The sequence below is a fragment of the Nitrospira sp. Ecomares 2.1 genome (assembly GCF_965152585.1).
Map to the genome: position 1 here is coordinate 3,172,625 of NZ_OZ224219.1, position 17,056 is coordinate 3,189,680.

At 58.8% G+C, this 17,056-nt stretch carries 9 protein-coding genes; 1 reads left to right on the forward strand and 8 read right to left on the reverse strand.

Annotated features, from left to right (window positions below):
- Positions 1–81: 81 nt before the first annotated feature.
- From ACWHYD_RS13980 to ACWHYD_RS14015, 8 genes are all read right to left on the reverse strand, one after another.
- A complete protein-coding gene (locus ACWHYD_RS13980; RefSeq protein ID WP_447962642.1) occupies positions 82–1,224 on the reverse strand; it encodes a patatin-like phospholipase family protein in 1,143 nt (380 codons plus the stop codon).
- A gap of 740 nt (positions 1,225–1,964) precedes the next feature.
- Positions 1,965–2,981 carry a hypothetical protein gene (locus tag ACWHYD_RS13985; protein WP_447962643.1) on the reverse strand — a complete coding sequence of 339 codons (1,017 nt, stop codon included), beginning with the start codon at positions 2,979–2,981 and terminating at the stop codon, positions 1,965–1,967.
- 352 nt (positions 2,982–3,333) lie between these two features.
- Positions 3,334–5,184, reverse strand: a complete 1,851-nt coding sequence (locus ACWHYD_RS13990; protein WP_447962644.1) for a hypothetical protein — start codon at positions 5,182–5,184, stop codon at positions 3,334–3,336.
- Positions 5,184–6,845 carry a Kelch repeat-containing protein gene (locus tag ACWHYD_RS13995; RefSeq protein WP_447962645.1) on the reverse strand — a complete coding sequence of 554 codons (1,662 nt, stop codon included), beginning with the start codon at positions 6,843–6,845 and terminating at the stop codon, positions 5,184–5,186. The genes ACWHYD_RS13990 and ACWHYD_RS13995 overlap by 1 nt, the downstream gene beginning before the upstream one ends.
- Positions 6,842–10,846, reverse strand: a complete 4,005-nt coding sequence (locus ACWHYD_RS14000) for a hypothetical protein (RefSeq protein WP_447962646.1) — start codon at positions 10,844–10,846, stop codon at positions 6,842–6,844. The genes ACWHYD_RS13995 and ACWHYD_RS14000 overlap by 4 nt, the downstream gene beginning before the upstream one ends.
- On the reverse strand, positions 10,830–11,777 hold the full coding sequence (locus tag ACWHYD_RS14005; protein ID WP_447962647.1) for a hypothetical protein: 948 nt from the start codon (positions 11,775–11,777) through the stop codon (positions 10,830–10,832). The genes ACWHYD_RS14000 and ACWHYD_RS14005 overlap by 17 nt, the downstream gene beginning before the upstream one ends.
- Before the next feature lie 11 nt (positions 11,778–11,788).
- The gene (locus tag ACWHYD_RS14010; protein WP_447962648.1) at positions 11,789–13,279 is read right to left on the reverse strand and encodes a hypothetical protein; all 1,491 of its coding nucleotides are present in this window, start codon (positions 13,277–13,279) and stop codon (positions 11,789–11,791) included.
- A 12-nt stretch (positions 13,280–13,291) separates the two neighbouring features.
- Entirely contained in the window at positions 13,292–16,336 is a 3,045-nt protein-coding gene (locus ACWHYD_RS14015) for a DUF6603 domain-containing protein (RefSeq protein WP_447962649.1), read from the reverse strand.
- Between ACWHYD_RS14015 and ACWHYD_RS14020 the strand changes: the two genes are divergently transcribed.
- Complete coding sequence (locus tag ACWHYD_RS14020; RefSeq protein ID WP_447962650.1) at positions 16,328–17,008, forward strand: hypothetical protein; 681 nt, start codon at positions 16,328–16,330, stop codon at positions 17,006–17,008. The two genes, ACWHYD_RS14015 and ACWHYD_RS14020, sit on opposite strands and share 9 nt — an antisense overlap.
- Positions 17,009–17,056 lie beyond the last annotated feature (48 nt).

A 17,056-nucleotide genomic window follows, 5' to 3' on the forward strand; every position in this document is an offset into this window, starting at 1 on the left:
TCACTCCATCTACACCGGCGACGACCAACCTTCCTGTAGCGTTACAACTGCGTAAGAGAAACGGCCAATTGAAATGGTCTTTTACAAAGGGTACCCAGTAATCGGCCATGATGGCTTTTTATAGACCCTACCCTCAATTAATTCATTAACGTGTTTTCTGATAGCGGTGTCCGCCAACGCATAGCCCCAATTGATTAAGTGCCCTTGTTCCGCATCATTGAAGGCATTTAACCGAGTACGTACATTCTGCAAGCTTTTAGTTAATTCATTGTCGCTCACGAGAGAATCATCCAGCTTGTAGTTAGCGATCTGGGTGGTAATCCCGAAATAGGTGCCTCCATAGACTTCATGGTTACCCTGTTCATCGAGCCTCTTGAAATTATACAGCAGCGTTCGCTTTCTCAGTGCGCGTTGCTGATCGGTCATCACATTGGTCATTCGAATGAGCTGACTGGCCCAATTGGTTTTTAGCTTCGATGATATTGAAAATGGAGCCCCTGCATCACAAACCAACACATGGCTGTAAGAACCTCTTCCCTTCCAAATGGCCTCTAAGCCCATATTGTCGTAAAGGCCACCATCGGTCAGTACCAACTTCGTTCTAAGATGAATATCATCGAAATGAATTGCACCATCAGTACGAACCCATTTGGCCGGATCGGTTTCAAGAGTGACTGGCGACATCACGGGTGGAAATGCGCTGGAAATTCCAACGACCTTGGCCATAGAAATATCGGGGTCAGGGTATGAACCAATTTTGTAATCGGATAGAGCAGACTTTTCGATTCTGACACTGGACCCTGTTTGATAGTTGGTTCCATAGAAGAGAAAACCAGGCGAGCGATCACTCAAAGCTTGAATATTGACGCCGTGAAACAACTCTTTATCATAGGCTTTTGCGACTTTATCGCCAATCGTATCGCTAAAGGAAAAGAGCCCCGATAGACCCGCCATCACATCCAGACTTTTTGAACAAAACTTCTGAATTGGCTTGGCAACCACCTCCTCAAAATTCGTAGCAATGCCTGAAGCCTCAAATATTAATTTATCCCAGTTGACAGCCAAATAGCCGGTCGTGATGCTTCCGCCGGAAACACTGGTTATGGTTTTAAGCTTAGGCAACAGACCAAATTCATTGAGCCGCCAAAACGCTCCAAGGGAATAGAGAGTTGCCCGGTAGCCACCACCTGATACCGCCAAACCAATTGAGAACTGGTCTGCCATGATATTCCACCCTTTCCATGAGGTATTTATTATGAGTTGAGAGAGAAATAGTCAGTCTGTATTTCTTTGCCAATGGTTATACGAATATTGTCACACCCACCGGGAGACTCATCGCTGCCCGGACCGACCTTGCTCGCATTTTGCCCGCAAGAAGCGTCTATTCAAATCCGGTCGAGGGAAGAGCCCCGCCCCCGGAGTCTAATTTTTTGAACCGAGCGCGGACGACTCCACGGCACCTCACCTGGTTTCGAAATTTGTGTTCATGGGTACGTTCATGGGTGTCTCCTTATTGTCCGGTGGATAGTTTATTGGTTCAGTCTCACTCCCGTGCGGCGATCTTGTTTCATGGTCACAGCTTCCCGATCGCAAAAGTAGCACTTTCTACTGTGAGGGCAGAGCCCTCGCCCTCAAACCTTCGCCCCTCCACCGTGTCTTTCTCGTCAATGGCGACAATTCATGAATCCATCCAAGCAGTAGGCCATTTGAAAAAATCCGGCGGTACGCGGAATTGGTGGTGGGCTTGGGATTGTCCTGCATGGCCTCTAGTTCGGCTATCTTTTAATGTATGAAAACTAGATCTGCTTGAAGATCGCTGAGTCATTGTTGTGTGATTGTGCCCTCCAAGTGGGTAACTGCGCTGTCGTTTTGGTTGATCGTCGTACGTCACCGATCACCTTGGTGGACGCGGAGCCGATGTGTGATCGCAAGACCCGGTCCCAACGGTGCACAGCCCTTCATTGCTATCTAGCGAATCTTAACTGCCAGTGGCCCTGATTGATGCGATTTCCCTTCCTCCAGGTAAAAACACGTCGTCGATCTTTGTCATAGGGCGCATAATCCGCAGCATACAGGTACTCTTTTTGTTTGGTATTAAACAGATCGACTATGAGAGTTCCCGAAGCCAATTTTTTCAAAGCCAGTAGTTCCTTTTCTCCAACGACGGCATTGCCTATTTTTACGCTTTTGACTTCGAGTTGACCGGCGATGTTCACCTTGCCGTTTCCCCGGGGCTTCAAGTTTATATCTTGACTAGCATTGTTTCCTGTTGCGTAGATCGTATTGTATCCAAACCCAATCCCTTGGCTTCCATTACTGTGGCGAAACTCCACGCCGCTGTCGGGCGAGAAATCTCCAGTTACATACAACCCCCGGACAGAAGCCGGATGGGCACCGATGCGATTATCCTGCTGGACATCCAGCTTCGCCTTCGGTGCATCCGTCCCTATGCCGATGTTGCCTTCTGCCGTAACCCGCATTCTTTCGGTGCCACCATTGACAGTATCAACACGGATTCTTAAGCCATCCTTTGGATCAGTGGTTCGGACATCTACAAATCCTGCAGGAATAGCCCCATTGACAAGACCGCCAAATAGCCTGAGTCCATTTTGGCCGGCATTTGTAGTGCCACCAAAATAAAGATTCCCATCATTCTCACCATTGGCATTTGGCAACAGAATGTTACCAGAGCCTAACGTTAACCTTTGACTTGGCTGCGTCGTCCCGATGCCGACGTAACCATTCGTGCTGACAAATAATGCGTGCAGAGCTTCTTCGCTATAGACCATACCCGCGCCGGCGAGTACTGCCAGCATGCCAGCTGCTGCCAGAAGAACAACGGCGTTTCGGGTAGTTCTGGATTTCCCTTTCTTGCCATGCGGCTGGTTGGGAGCATAGCCCGGCACGCTGGCCTCGAGCGAGGCCAGTCTCTGCCTTAACAACTCAATTTCATCGTGGAGTGTCGAGGCTTCTGTCGCCATGTTTGCCTTTCCTGTCTCACCGCCCTCTGCTGTGTGGTGTGTCATAGGTCCCCTTCCATGGATGGTGTGGTTTCGTTCTTACAGGATGTTTCGAATCTATTTCCTGCTTATGCCCGCCTATCGATGCAACTCGCTTCCGGCGAACCCACGCTTCCGGGATACCTCTGTCGCCCCACTCCGGGCCGGGGTATGGTTGCCTTGGCCGCCCGGTTGCGGATGCGGGGAATTCATTCCGGAAATACGAGAAGGCACCGGCTACCTGTCCGACGCACAACTGCAAATTAAGGCATGCGTCCCCTTTTCTGCCCCCTTGAGGTGGATATGACCTGACCGCTAAAGACTCAACTCCGCATCATTGGACCTGGACCGAGAGCTCTGCCCCCGACTCAACCTGGAAGCCGTTGCCAAATCCCACACTCTGCTTGCCCCGGAGCAAGGTTTTCGTACCAGCAGTCAACGTCGTGTTGGCGGAGACTCGAACGGCGTTTCCGACGTAGGCGTAGCCGTCCTTGATTTGATCGTTGTCGATGGTCAGGGTCTGGTCTGCGACCCGTCGCTGGAGCGCGTAGAGGGTCGTTCCGTGCCTCGTGATCACGCTGCCGTCGGCAGCGAACCGCAGCGTCAGATTCTCCCCGAGGTCACGAAGCGGCTCCTCCTTGATCAGCTTGCAATCGGGTCCGTAGATGTAGAACGTGCCGTTGTTCCAGAAGTAGGCATTCGACTCACCATCGAGAATGATGTTGGAAGTCGCCGCGAGGCCAGCGTCAGAATGACATCGCTCGTTCCCGTTCAGAAGGTCCAGCCGGACGAACCGGCCGCCCGCGATCGCCACGATTGAGGGATCGGAAGGGTTTGTCTTTGCGTCGATCGTCGGTTGGCTCACTGCCAGATCCTGTGTCCAGTACCATGCACCGTGGGAAAATGCGCGCACGATCCCGTTCGAACTGCCGGCAGCGAGGATGGCATACTCGTGTTCCGGCCCCGCCGAGACGACGGGATTCAAGCGCGGCCAGTTCTTGTCGGCTTTCCACTCGCTGGTGTCCGACTTCGTGCCGGTAGCCGCATCGAGGGCGAAGAACCCCTCCTTGGCCAGGGTGTAGGTCATGAAATCCGGGCCCGGTGGACTGACCACCACGTTGGTTGCGACGCCACCGGTCGTTGTTTTCGTACGCCAGATCGGCAGCAGCTGTTTGGGAGCGGCCTTTGCGGTCCAGGGCGTGAGGCCGTAGATGTAACTGTGTGTACCGCTGGTGGCGAAGTAGATGTTGCCACCCGTGGCAACGGTAAGCTCCTTGTCGAGCTTGGTGTCGTTGGGTAAGAAATCCAACGGCATCTCGCCAATCTTTTCGCCGTTTCTCTCCAGGTCGAACAGGCGTATCTGGCGGTCAGAGCCAACGTTATACAGTCGACCCTGCCTGTCGATCGCCGACCTCATGCCCGGGTTGGATATCGTCACCCCCGGCCAGCGACGGGCACCGTTCGTCGACAGGCGTTCGACGTTGCCACCGGCAATGACGATAACGTCGTCACCGTGAATCAGCGGCTCCGAGTCGGCCAGAAGCCCCGTGAAGATCTGAGTCCTGTCGACCACGGGAGGCTTCCCGGCCGAGTAGAAGATCCAATCGGTCGTGTCACCGGAGGCGATCGAGGTATCCCGATCGACCTCGAAGGTGACGATCAGGCGCGGCTTCTTGTCGGAATCTTCGCTGACCAGGGTGATGGACCCATAGCTCCAATTCGAGTTCCGGCTCTCCGACCGCAGGAACAGACTCAACGTATTCGGTCCCTCCTTCAGGGCTTCGGCGACGACGTCGACGAGCCCATCGCCGCTTGTGCGCGCCTCTTCACCAGAGGCTCTGATGGTCCAGGTGGCGATCGACCCCTGGTCGGTTTTCGGTCCCGTACATTGTTCGTTCGTTTCGAACACTCGCACTATCTGCGTATTCTGGACATCGCTCGTTCCGATGACCCGGAGAGTCGCCCCCGTGATCTTGGTGGGGTGCGATCGCGCGACGGGGCCCAGATCGAAGTGAAGGCATGCCGTGTTGCTGGAAACGTGTTTCTCGGTGGCCGAGATCACAAGGTCCCGGGAAGGATCCGTCTTGAACGGGAGCAGAGTCGTGGTGATTGACCCCGACGCCTGCGCAGTGGAAGCAAGCCCCGCACAGGAAATCAGCAACGCCGCTACATGGATTTTGTTCATTATCTTACCTCCGGAATGTATACGTGAAGTCGGCATTTGGTTATTCCCGTGCGATCGCCGAGGGCCCGCAGGAACATCCGCCCGCCGAATTCGATTGCCGCCAGGCTGTAGGGTGTTACCTGGTAGGTCTCGAGCTGGGGTTTCCTGGGCATAGCGGTGAAGCTCCCCTGGTTTTTGGCCCAGGCGTTGAATTTTAGCTCCTCGAGGTTGCCGATGAGATAGGTTGCAACGAAGTACCATTGTCCTACCAACCTGCCCACGGCGGATGCCAGCGCGTACTCGGCGCCCACATCTGGCTCCTTCTCCTTTTTCCAGGCTTCATCTGTTTTCGTGCGCGACCACAGGTCCTTATACCCTGCTCCGAACGGCTCCTTCACGCCGGCGTAAACGACGATATGGTCGTCCGAACTCGCCGCACCGAACATGCACCTGCCGGGCCAATTAGCGGTGGTCGGGCCCTGCCAATTCTCATCTCCCTTGGCGAGCTGCCACACATCGTTCTGCGCGTTCCCATTCTCGTCGAATCCGCCCATCACCCAAAGCTTGTTGTCAAACACGACACATGCGTGACCCATTCGCGGCGAAAAGCGTTCCGCCCTTGAATTCCACTCCTTCCAGCCCTCATCCCGTGTGTAATGCCAAATCCGATCGGACCCTTGGTCTGGGCTCACTGCCGAGCCACCCAGAAGCCAGAGCTTCTTGTCGAACACGACACCGGGGCTGGTCTCCATTCCACGAGGAACCGACGATGACTCCTGAAGCCAGGCACCTGTACCGCTCTGGGAGCGATACAATCGCGCTTGACCGTCCTTGATGAAGATCCCGGCCATGCTGGGAGTAGTGTCTTCTCCGAATATCAGCCCACCGAACAAGGTCGACGGCTCGCCGTACGAACCGGAGTAGTCCAGGGAGATCCAGCCCGGCCTCTCCCTCCGTACGATAATCTCCCGCGTGATGTCCTCCTTATGGCCGGCGCGCTTGGCGATAAGGAGGTACCTGTTTTCACCATCTTTCGGCGGATAGTCCGGGAAGGCGTTCTGGGTTAAGTTATCTTTCGTCGGTATCGGGACCATGTGTCCATCGCGCAGAAGCTCGACGCTGGTGGCCTGATTGACACTCCACGAGAACGTCACCTTCCCGCTACCGGAAAGATAGGTCGGCGTGGCCGTGAACTTCACGATTTCGAATTGCTTCTCGTCTTGCTGCTTTTGAATGGCGACTTCTTCGGAATCCTTAGCATTACCCGTGAGGTCGAAAGCCAGTTTGACCTTGGCTAGACCGGCATTGGTCTCAGAGACGATCCCGGTGAATGTCAAGACGAGGCCGTCCGTGGCGTCGACGTCGAAACCTCGCCTTCCGTACTTGATACTCCAGTTATAGGAGGATTCGTCGGGCTCGCTGCCTGAGATCTCAAGCTGTTCACTGGGATCTTCGGCGACGGCCGGTGACACGACGGCGACGAGCCTCAAATCTGTGGCGACACTCACCAGCGCGTTTTCATCGTTCCCGACATCAACTTTAACCGCCAGCATCTTGATCGTCGTCGTGTCCGTTTTGGAGACGATTTTGATCGTCACTTTGTTGTCCTTCGTATTCTCGCCCGATCCGACGAAGACTTGGGTCTTCTTCTTGTCGACCGAGACGTTGAATGCTTGGCTCATTGTGCACCCTCCCTCTCGACTGTGATGGTCACGGTTTTCTTACTGGTATTGCCACGATTGTCGAAGGCGGTGAGGACATAGGTCTCTGTCTTCGCGACCCGGACCGGGCCCTCCCATTCCGGCGATTGAGCCAAGCTGGCCTCCTCCCAGACCTTGTCGGGCTCTGCGATGTCCTGACGCCCGAGGGTCACGCGGTCCGCCCCCTGGACCTTCCATGCCAGTCTGATGTTGGTATTGGGCGGCACCTTCGTCGCCCCCTCGCGCACCCAGAAACTCAGGATGACAACCGGGTTCATGCGCAAACACAGCCATCCCTCGTTTAGCTGCTGCGGCAGCGACCCGACTCTCGCCCGGTCGTCGGCAGCCCCGATTTCGGGGTTCTGCCGCCACTTGGTGACTTCGGGACGCACAGCCCAGGACCACTGCCCGTAGTCATCCGAGGGGGCCGGCATGCGCGGCATGTCGCTCGTGCCAAGCACCGGCGCAGTCACAAAGAAGACGTCCCTGACCCCGGCGACGCTCGAGACCACGCGCGCCGGAAGCGCGGCCCGCTTGGCCGGGAGGATTCCGGTCCGGGCGACCACCGGGCGATGCGGATCGACCAGCATCGTCACCCTGGTTCGGGTCGCCGAGTTGGCGTTGACCGTCCAATCGTGCTCGTACTCGATGGCCCCCTTGTAGATTTGGCCGCCTGTCGATGCCCATGCTCCGGCCGCCGGATAGAACACCTTTGCTCCAGCGTCGCCACCAAGTACTCCGATGAGGCCGTCGTGAGGGTCGTCTGCGTCACCGAGGCGAAGTGGAAACGGAATCTTCGTGTAGGAGTCCGCGACCGCGGCCGACTTGTCCCAGTCCACAGCCGTCTTCCCGGCGAGCTCGATCGAAAGCGATGCGGTGACGAGAGCGAGCGCACGACCGACGAGGATCGACAACAGAGGGTCGTCCTGCGGATTTGCCGTGTTCTTGCTTCCGAGCAGGCGCTCCACCAGAGCATGGAACTCGTTCCCGGGGTTGATCTCGAGCGCGAGGAGATAATCGACGAACGCGACGAGGGTCGCGTCCTCTTCGCTCAGGGAGTCCGGCCGCTTCGACTCCCACACAGACGAATCGTCGGACCCCAAATCCTGGTAGAAGCTCAATGAGTCCGGCGAACTGTCGTTGGGTACCGGCACCCAGAAGAATGCCTTGCTGCCTCGATCGGGTGCCCCACCGGTCGCCGCTGCATTGACGCGCAGGGTCTTCTGGATGGCGCCGAGGACTTTCCCTGCGGCGTTATAGACAAGGAAACTCCTGTCGAGGCGGTTCGGGACCAGCCAGCCATGGATCGGACTCGCGGCGGCGGCATCCACGGCGGTCGGCAAGGCCGGTTCCCAGACGAAGCGCAATCGAGCCGGTTGGCTGAGGCGCGGCGGCAACGCCAGTTTCTCCGGGGCGCCATCGGCTGGCAGCAGGCGCACCGGGCGCTTGGGACGATTCAGGTCTTCCGGCTTCAACTTCAGGGTCTGGCCGAAGGCATCGACGATCCAGAGGTTCTTAAGACGGAGGGTTCCGGAGCGGACCGGGAAGAGAGACTTGCCTGTGTCGGGAGAGAGCAATTCGGCCGTCGCCAGGAGCTGGCCGACGGGGTCTTCGGGCTCACCTTCGCCGGAAACAAGGAATGCCGGGCTCACCGGCTGGAGCTGCACCGCGGCATCGAACTGTAGCAACGCCTCATTAAAGCCGCCCAGAGTCTGCGATAGGACCGACGGGCTAGCGAGGCGAGCGATGAGCGCTTTGATATCGGCCGAATCGCGGCTTTCGGATCCGTTCTCCTGGAGACTTCGGCGTAGGAGGTGCGTAGAGTCGGGGTTCAAGATCGTCCAGCCATTGAAGCTGGACAGCTCCCGCGACGCTTGCGACCCGCCGCCGCTGGTGGCGCCCCTACGGTGAACCAGGTCGCCGGACTCTTGACTGAACTCCCAGTTCTTGGTCGGACTCCAATTGACGGGCTTGTATTCCGACTCCCATTCGACCTCCCACTGTAGTTGGAACGGCAACCACGGATTGCGAGTCCATACACTCTGGCTGGCCGGTCCTGGCGCGGCGGCGTATTCCGCCAGCCTCGTGTACTGCGGCTCGCGCGGAGGCGCAGGCCGTCGCAATGCGCGCTCCACGAACGCCCTGATGTCCTCAAGCATCTCCTCGAGTCTCGGTGTACTCTTGAGCCCTGCCATCTCGTACGCCTTGCGCCCGATGCGCTCGACATTCACCGTCTCGAGCAGCATCGCTTCGCGGAGAAGACTGTCGATCAGTTCTCCAAAGGCGGAGCCGATGGGCACATCGCGCTTGAGGACGAACAGTTGGCGCGCGCGAACGACGTTTCCCTTTCGGCCGTTGGGGATGTCGATGAGCAGCGAGTCGACAAGCGCCTCCGGCAGCCGGCACGGGAGTGCTTCGTCCTTCGCGTTGTTTGCCTGGAAACGGGATGCCCGACCCAGGCCGTCGCCCGAGATCACCACCGTCGGCTCATTCGGCTGGTAGAACGGAGCGAAGGTGGCGTCGGCCACTTCGAGGTCCGGACAGCCGTCGGCAAGCAGCTTGTCGAGCGCGGTTTTCGATAGTTTGAGGTCATTCTCGAGATTCGTCAGGTCCCCCACTGACTTCTCGACGGCCTGCTCGAGAGCGACCTTTCGATCGGTAAGCGGTGTATTCTCTGCCGGCTCGGGACCCTCCCGGTCGAGGTAGTCATTCGCCCAGAGGCACCAGGCGCCGTAGAGCTGCTGGCGCTCGGCCGCAAGTTCCCGCCGCCTCCGTGCCAGGCTCTCTGCAGTGCTGTTCAGCTTCTCGAGCGCCGCCTCCAGCCGCTCTGGGACCTCCACCGGCGGTGCCGATTCGCCAACCTTGGCGGCGCGGCGCTCCTGAATGGCAAACGCGGCTCCGCCGTCAGACGCGCCGAATCGGCGGAGGTGCAGTTCGTCGCTCAGTCTTATCGGATCCAACTCCCTGGACAGAATGCCATGCTGCAAGCCCTGGAGAACGGTGTCGGTATTGGCCGGGTCGGTCTCGGCCGGGCGCAACAGAGCCGACAGCGCCTCGATCGACGAGTTGCCCACGGCGACCCTGTAGCCGTCCGGGTCGGGCGCCCCCGTGGCGTAGCGCTGATCGGGCCCGCGCCACGCGATGTCGACAACAGCACCGTGGCAGGCCGTTCGCGTCGCGGGCTCGGCGGGCTCCTTGGACTGAGGCTCGCAGGACCACTTCTGCTGGGTCAGCCTCGCATTCCACTGTTCGATCGGAGTTCTCTTCCGTGACTTCTCGCCGAGCTTTACTTCGAGCGGAGGCAGGGATCGCTGAAGCGGGTCCTTCGCACGCTCCGAGTACCAGCCGACGACGAGGTACCCCAGGCGCTGCCCCTTGCCCAGCGTCGGAGGGGCCGGGTCGTGAAACCCGAGGACACCTTTGCAAGCCGGATAGTACGTTGCAAAGGCGGGATCGCCCCAGCCGAGGGCCGTGAGCTCAATCCGGAACGGCTCCTCCTTCGGCTCCCACGGCCCTCCTTCGGCGAGCCTCTTGCACGCCCCTAACCGCGTAACGAGCTTCGCGGCCTTCAGGTCCAAGATGCTGATTTGCTTTTCATGACTTCCTTCCTGGTCGCCGTCGAGCGCGTCACTCTCCACCAGCCAGCTACACACCGCCACCGAACCATCGCTCGATTCGACGAACCGCTCCACCAGCCAGCGATTGGGGATGAGGGGGTAGCCGGATTCGGTCCCACCGTCCTCGGATGCTCGCGCCATGGCCTCGGGTAGAGCCCAGTGGAGGTGAACCCCTGGCTTCGGCGTCCACTTCGACTTGTCGAGGAGGCCGACGATGTTGACACCAAGGTAGCTCCACTTTTGCAAGATGTCCGCAAAGCGCGGCGAGATGTCGGACCAAGTTGTGGTGAGATGGGCCTCCTTGCCGACCAGGAGGGCATCGACACTCATCGGAACGAGAAGATAACGATCAGGATTTGCGCTCATTTTTTTTCATTCCAGCAGCCTCGAACCTGACCCTGCCGGGACTCTCCACCATCTGCAGGCCGAACTCGGCGGCGGTGAAGAGGCTGTACTCACCTTCCTTGTCCATGGCCCCCATGCCCTTGAGTTTCTTCTCCAGGTTCTCGGCGAGCTCTTTCACTTTAACCACCCGGTTCACGCCTGGGCGCATCGGCACGTCGAGGGCATCGCCCTTCTTGACCTTCGCCTTCGGCCCGGGGAGTTGTTCGCCTGCCGGGGCATTGACTCGCCGCACGCTCAACTTCTGGAACCCCCCTTTGGGCGTTGGCGATGCGCCGAAGTGCAACCCCTCAAGGGGTTGCATGACTTCGATAAACTTGATCACGCCATTGTAGAGACACAGCAGAACGTCGGGGCCGAGGCGGTCGATTCGAAGCGCCTTCAGAACACCGATCGGCTTCTCGATCGTGGAGTCGAACCCCTCGGAGGCGACCACCTCGAGCCCCTGCCAGCCCGCGACCACGGACGACCGCAGCAGAAAGCCGGTGAGTGGCCAGTTGAGCTTGGTGAGCTCGCTCGCCTTGGCTTCGTCGTCGTCAGAGTCCGCACGGCCACGATCCCGGAGCGAGGCGCCCGCTTCAGAGGCGCGGGCGAGAAAGCTGTTACTGAGTTCCTGATCGACCATCTCATCACGCTCGGTCCCGCGGCCGACACTCACAGCCCCCTCGAGCAGACACTGGACCCAGGCCTGGTCGAGATAGAAGAACCGGATCGACTCCGGAGGCAGCATCCGCTCATCCGGGACGAGGTAGTTGAATGGAACTCCATAAAGCAGCAACCCCCGGCCCAGCCAGCCGGCGATGTCGTCCGGAACACTGAGGTCGATACCCTTGGTGAGCCGGCGCTCGAAGTCGCTCTTCGGTGGGGAATTGCTTGCTGTGTCCTCTGCCATCATCACTCCGTGCGTTACGAGTTAGAGCCCTTCTCAGAAAGTGACCGGACGGCGCGCTGACCGTCCGCCGACATAAGCTGCCGGAGGGCGTGACGTTCCAGCATGAGGGCGTCGGTCTTGCCATCGGTGATTTTGAACTTGTGGCGCGTCGCCTCCATCCTGATCTCCTCAGCGATCACCTGTGTGACCTCCCGGCGATAGAGATAGACCTCCTTTGCAAAGAGACGGTCTTGCAGGGCAAGTAGGCGTCCAAGCTGCCAAGCGGCGGCGTAGGTCGTCTCGAACAACCCGCTCTTGTAGTCGTACCCGAGGGCGGCGTCGGCACACGGGTAGAACGGGTAATCCTCGTGTTTCTCAAGGTTCAGGGGGACGAGCGGACCGCGATACCACGAGACCGTTTTCTCACCGATCCGGACCGTGTGGTTGAGGCCGACATAGCCATGCTCAAAGGCGTCAGCGACGGTCTTGGAAGCGTTGTCCTTGGCCGCCGGCTCCGGCGGCGGAATGCACAGGCGCCCGTCCGACCCATCATGGTTGCCCTTTAACGGGTCGAGGTTGTACATCAACACCTTGAAGTCGTTCCTGCCGCGGCAGGTAAAGCTCCAACTGGCCAGCACCGCAAGCCGTACCGTCTTCTCGGAAATCGTCTTACCACCATGTAAGTAGCCGTCAAACCCTTCGAGAGAAACCAGGTACGCGGTGTTCTTCTGACCCTCCTTCTCCTCGAAAACGGGGGCCTCCCTGCCGTCATAGAGGACCTCAGTGACGGGGATCACCTTGCCATTCTCAACCTTGGTGACGGGCGTCTTCACAGTCGTTTCGGGGAACCGGTTGGTGACAATGACGGAATAGCAACCGTCGCCGAGCCGTGAGAGGGTCTCCTTGTTCTCGCTGTCGACTTTGCGTACGTGGGCGAGATACGGCAAGTCGTCTTTCGCAGGTACGATCGACTGGAAGAGGTTCGATGGCAGGTCGACGACATTGCACAGATCGTCCGGGGATTCGTACTTGTCGTTGATCTTGACGCCCTTCGGGCCACGGACTTCGCTGCCCGGGTTAAGGAGCTCCGAAACTTTTGCCGATCGCACGGCGCCAAACGGCGGCTTGTTTGCCTTCTTGTCCTCCTCGCGCTGCGACTCCGTTCGGATGTCGTCCTTGTCGCTCACAACCAGTAGCGCGGCGAACGGGCACGGGGCCTTGGGGTCCTGGGGCTTGTCATCGATGGTCCGCTCCCACGGGATCGTCTTGCGGGTGAAGACGATATGTGGCAGAGCGTTCTCGTACGCCCCGGTCTCTCCACGAGGGGGAAAGACCGAATAGATGTCGGAAGGCGCAAGCGAGAACCGGGGACCAGCGATCGTGAACTTCAGCTCCTCGTCATACTTGGCCTCCTCCCCCATGCGCAGGGTCTGGTCGACTTTAACGCTGTAGTCCCCCGGAGGAAGGCTCGGGATGCAGGACTGGAAGAACCGGATTTCACCCTCGAGCTCTGCTTCACCGCCCATGCTTGCTTCTCCTCATCTTTTCTTCTCGAGCGGTTGACCCAGACAGGCCATCCGCGGTGATGCCTGGTACACGCGGTCCGCCGTTTTCGACAGGAGCCGCAAGTCGATCGTGTTAAGCCGAACAGCCGGGGTCGCTGCCTGCAGTGCGTCCAGGATGGCTTGCCGGCGAGCCTCCGACCCTCCGATCTCGATGGTGTTCATCAAGGTGTGAGATCCGTGCGCTTCAATCGGCTCTGGTGCCTTGAGGTCCGGCCGCCAGTTGATGTCCTTGCCGAGATCCTCGTAGGCCAGTTTCTTCAGATCGACCGGCAAGAGCTCGTGGGTCGGGTCGGCCCCCTTGATCGTGAAACTGAGGCCGGTCTGGGCGCCGGCGATGACGTCGGAGCTGGGTCCCTCTTTCGGCTTGTCCGGACCCCACATGGCGGTCGGAACGCCTTGCCGCACCACCTTTGAAAAGACGTTCTCTTTCGTGTAGGCCCCGCCATCGAGTCGGCTGAGCACGACATCGTAGTTCGATGTCAGTTCCCGCACGTCCATCGGCTGGACGCCATACTTTCGTTGAATTCCGTTTGCGTCGAGGTCATTCTCTGGCGTGTACTTGTCCGTCCCATTCAACTTGATCGTCGTCGCGGGGGCGACCGAGGAAGTCGTCAAGACGAGCTGATGGGCATTAACTACTGGCCAGTCAGCGCCATCGACCGTTCCCTGGCTGATAAGCCCGGCGCTCACCCGAAGCGTGATGAGCGACGGGTTGGTTGGAAGCAACGTTTCTTCGAACTGAGCCCAAGTGAGGGGATCCGGCTTCTTGCGTTCCTGATGGCCGAACTTGACAGTGAACGAGATGATGAACCAAGTGATGTGCGCCCGGCCGGCAAACGGCGGGCCCCATAGGGAAAGATCGGCCGACAGCTCGACCTTGAGGGTGGTCCTGCAACCGAAAATCTTGAAGGTGTACGACACACCGAGATTGACGCCGACGTCGGCCTCGTAATAGAAGGGTTGCCACTGCAGCAGGAAATCGGCGTAGGCATCGAACCACGCCTTGAGTCCGCCGGACTTGAACACCGCCGCCAGTTTGCCGCCCGCCATCAGGCACGAAGGCGTGAGCGCGAAGTAGAGCTCGCCGGTAGCGCGAAGCTCGGCGGAGATCGGCCAATCGATCGCGACCCGCGGCACCACAGGATAATGATCGGGCTTAAGGAAGCGAGGGTGGTAGCCGCCGATCGTGACCACGAAGTCGCCGTCGTGGCTACCGGAGAACCAAGTGTAGAACGCGAAACCTCCTGCTAGCCGGCACTTGCCGTCAAGGATGAAGGAATTCTCCGATAAACGCCCTTCGACCTTAAGGGTACCGGTCGTCAAGTTGAGCTCGGCCTTGAGCTGGAGCTCGGCGTAGGCGACCGGTTTCTTGGCGCCCTTCGGAATGCTGAGCCGTGACAGGCCGAGTACCGAGATGGCCACCTCCTTGCCGAAACTGAACGCAAGGAGCACGAAGGATTCGATCATCTCGAACGAGCTGAAACGGACACCCAGCGCGAACCAATACCCGCCCGGTGACGACGGGATGTAGTCCCGTAGCTTGGTCAGGGCGGTCTGAACGGGGTTTTTGGAGCCTGCAAAATACGTCTCGTCGAACGCTCCCCGGACAAGCGGGAAATTTTGTACCTCGTCGATCGGCGGCAGTTTGAGCGCCCGGTTGAAGCCGAAGCCCGCCGCAAGGCCGGTGACATGAAAAAAAGCCGGTCCGCCCAGGTCTTTGTGCAGAACGGCGAAGATGAAGAAGGACGGGTCCTTGCCTATAGTGGTGTACGAACCTAAGCCCGTGATCGTAAAGTCAGCGGCCTTGATCAGGGCCATGCCGTCGTATTGATCTGCCCCGCTTGCGGTGGAGGAACGGAGCAACGCCCCGGAGATGCTGACCGGGTCAGCCGCCAAACTGAGGCCGAGGCCATCGAGGTTAAAGCTGGGCTGGGAGGGCAATTTCAAAGGCAACGAACCACCGAGACCCTCAACTGAGAAAGTGAGGGTCGACACCTGCACGTTCGCGCTGACCCGGAATTGGACTTCATCGTCCCAATATCCGGCGCCTACACGCTCCAGATACGCCGGACCGATCGACCGGTTGAGCTTGAACCATTTAATCGTCTTGGTTTGTTTCTCTTTTTGGTCTGAGCCGCCTAATTCGAGAGTCCCGTTGGGATGGCTTGTAGCTTTTGCCTTGTTCTCTCCCCCGCCTAAGGGAAAGCTCATCGGGTAAGACTCCCCCGTCACCTGAATAGCGGCCGAGAGCAGCAGCCCGCTAAAGGGTTCGCCTTCGGGCGCCGTGAGCTGCAGCTCCTTGGAGAGAACCGAATTGATAGCGGCGATTTCGTCGCGGAGGAAAGGCCCGGAGGCATACTGAACACCGAGGGTCATCTTGGCGGCCTCCTGCGATTTTATCGCCTCACCCACGAAAGGTAGTTCGGCGAAGTCCACGTCCATACCCAGGTTCACGCTGACCAGTGCCTTCGTGTTCGGATTACCGTTCTTCGTCTGCTTGGTCTTGACCATGACCAGCACCGGGTTCTTCACGGCAACGCTGAACCCCTTTGGAACGGAAACCTTATCGCCGAACATGGGAATGAACAGATCGTCTACCAAATTGACCTCCCCATCGAGGGCCATCACCAGCCACTTGGATTGACTTTCGGTATGGATTGAAAGGGTAAAGATCAGCGGAGGTTTTTCGGCACGGCGTGCGAGGAAAACCTCCCCCTCAAAGCTCCAAGTTTTGTTCGCTTTCCCTATCGCCAGCCGGATGACGGCTTGAACCGGGTCATCCAACTCGACTTCGAGTACCAACCCCTTGAACTGGCGGCTGAGCACCATGAACCCCCTGCGGACCGTCAGATGGCCCAGAACATCCGCAACGCCCGGCGGCAAAGTGAGATCTTTGTCCAGGCTTTTGATCGCATCCGCGAGGTTCTTACCACCGCCCTTGTCCGCCGGGAACGGCTCAAGAGGGAGCAGATACCGTCCGGCCCGAACGAACGCGGCGGTCCGCTCGGGTTGTGGCAATTTCGTGGCCGACGCTACCTGCGTCTCGGATGTCGGGAGAGTTGGGAAGACCGTGACCGGGCCGACCGACACAGGCAGGGGCACGACGGCGGATGGGGCCTCGTCGGGCCACAGGCGCACAGTCGAGAGCGGGGACGCCGATATGACTGCAGTCACGGCAACCGGCTCGGGCAGGCCGGGCCGAACCGGTCCATCGACGGCGGGCAGTGGGAGAACTATCACCGACGGAATTCCGGGGTCCAACAGAGGGCTGGCGATTGGCGGCGGCTCAAACCCAGGCGGCGAAGGGAGGGATTCCGCCGGCAGGCCGGATCTCTCGGACTTCGCCGGCGGCAACCCGATGAGACCGGGCTCAGTCGTCGGCAAAAGGAGTGTACCGGTGTCTGTTTCCCGGGGAAGACGGCTAACGGATTGCTGAACCGCCGTCAGCAGTGCGTAGGTCTGCTCCAGAAGATCCCCCTTTACGTCGATCTTGAGCGGCGGCTTAACGACCCCCATACCCGTATAAGTGAAGACAAGCTTGCGATCCATCGTCGCGAGTTCGATGGGCACTCCCGTTACATCACTCCGCCACTTTTCCCAGAGGGTCGCGAAGCCTTCTTTGTCCTGCTCTGCGAGCCACTCCCCCAGCGCGACGGGACTCTCGAACTCTTTGAAAGGATCTCCAGATGAGTCAGTCATGTTTACCAAAGCGATGACCTCGGTTGGAGGATTTGTCTG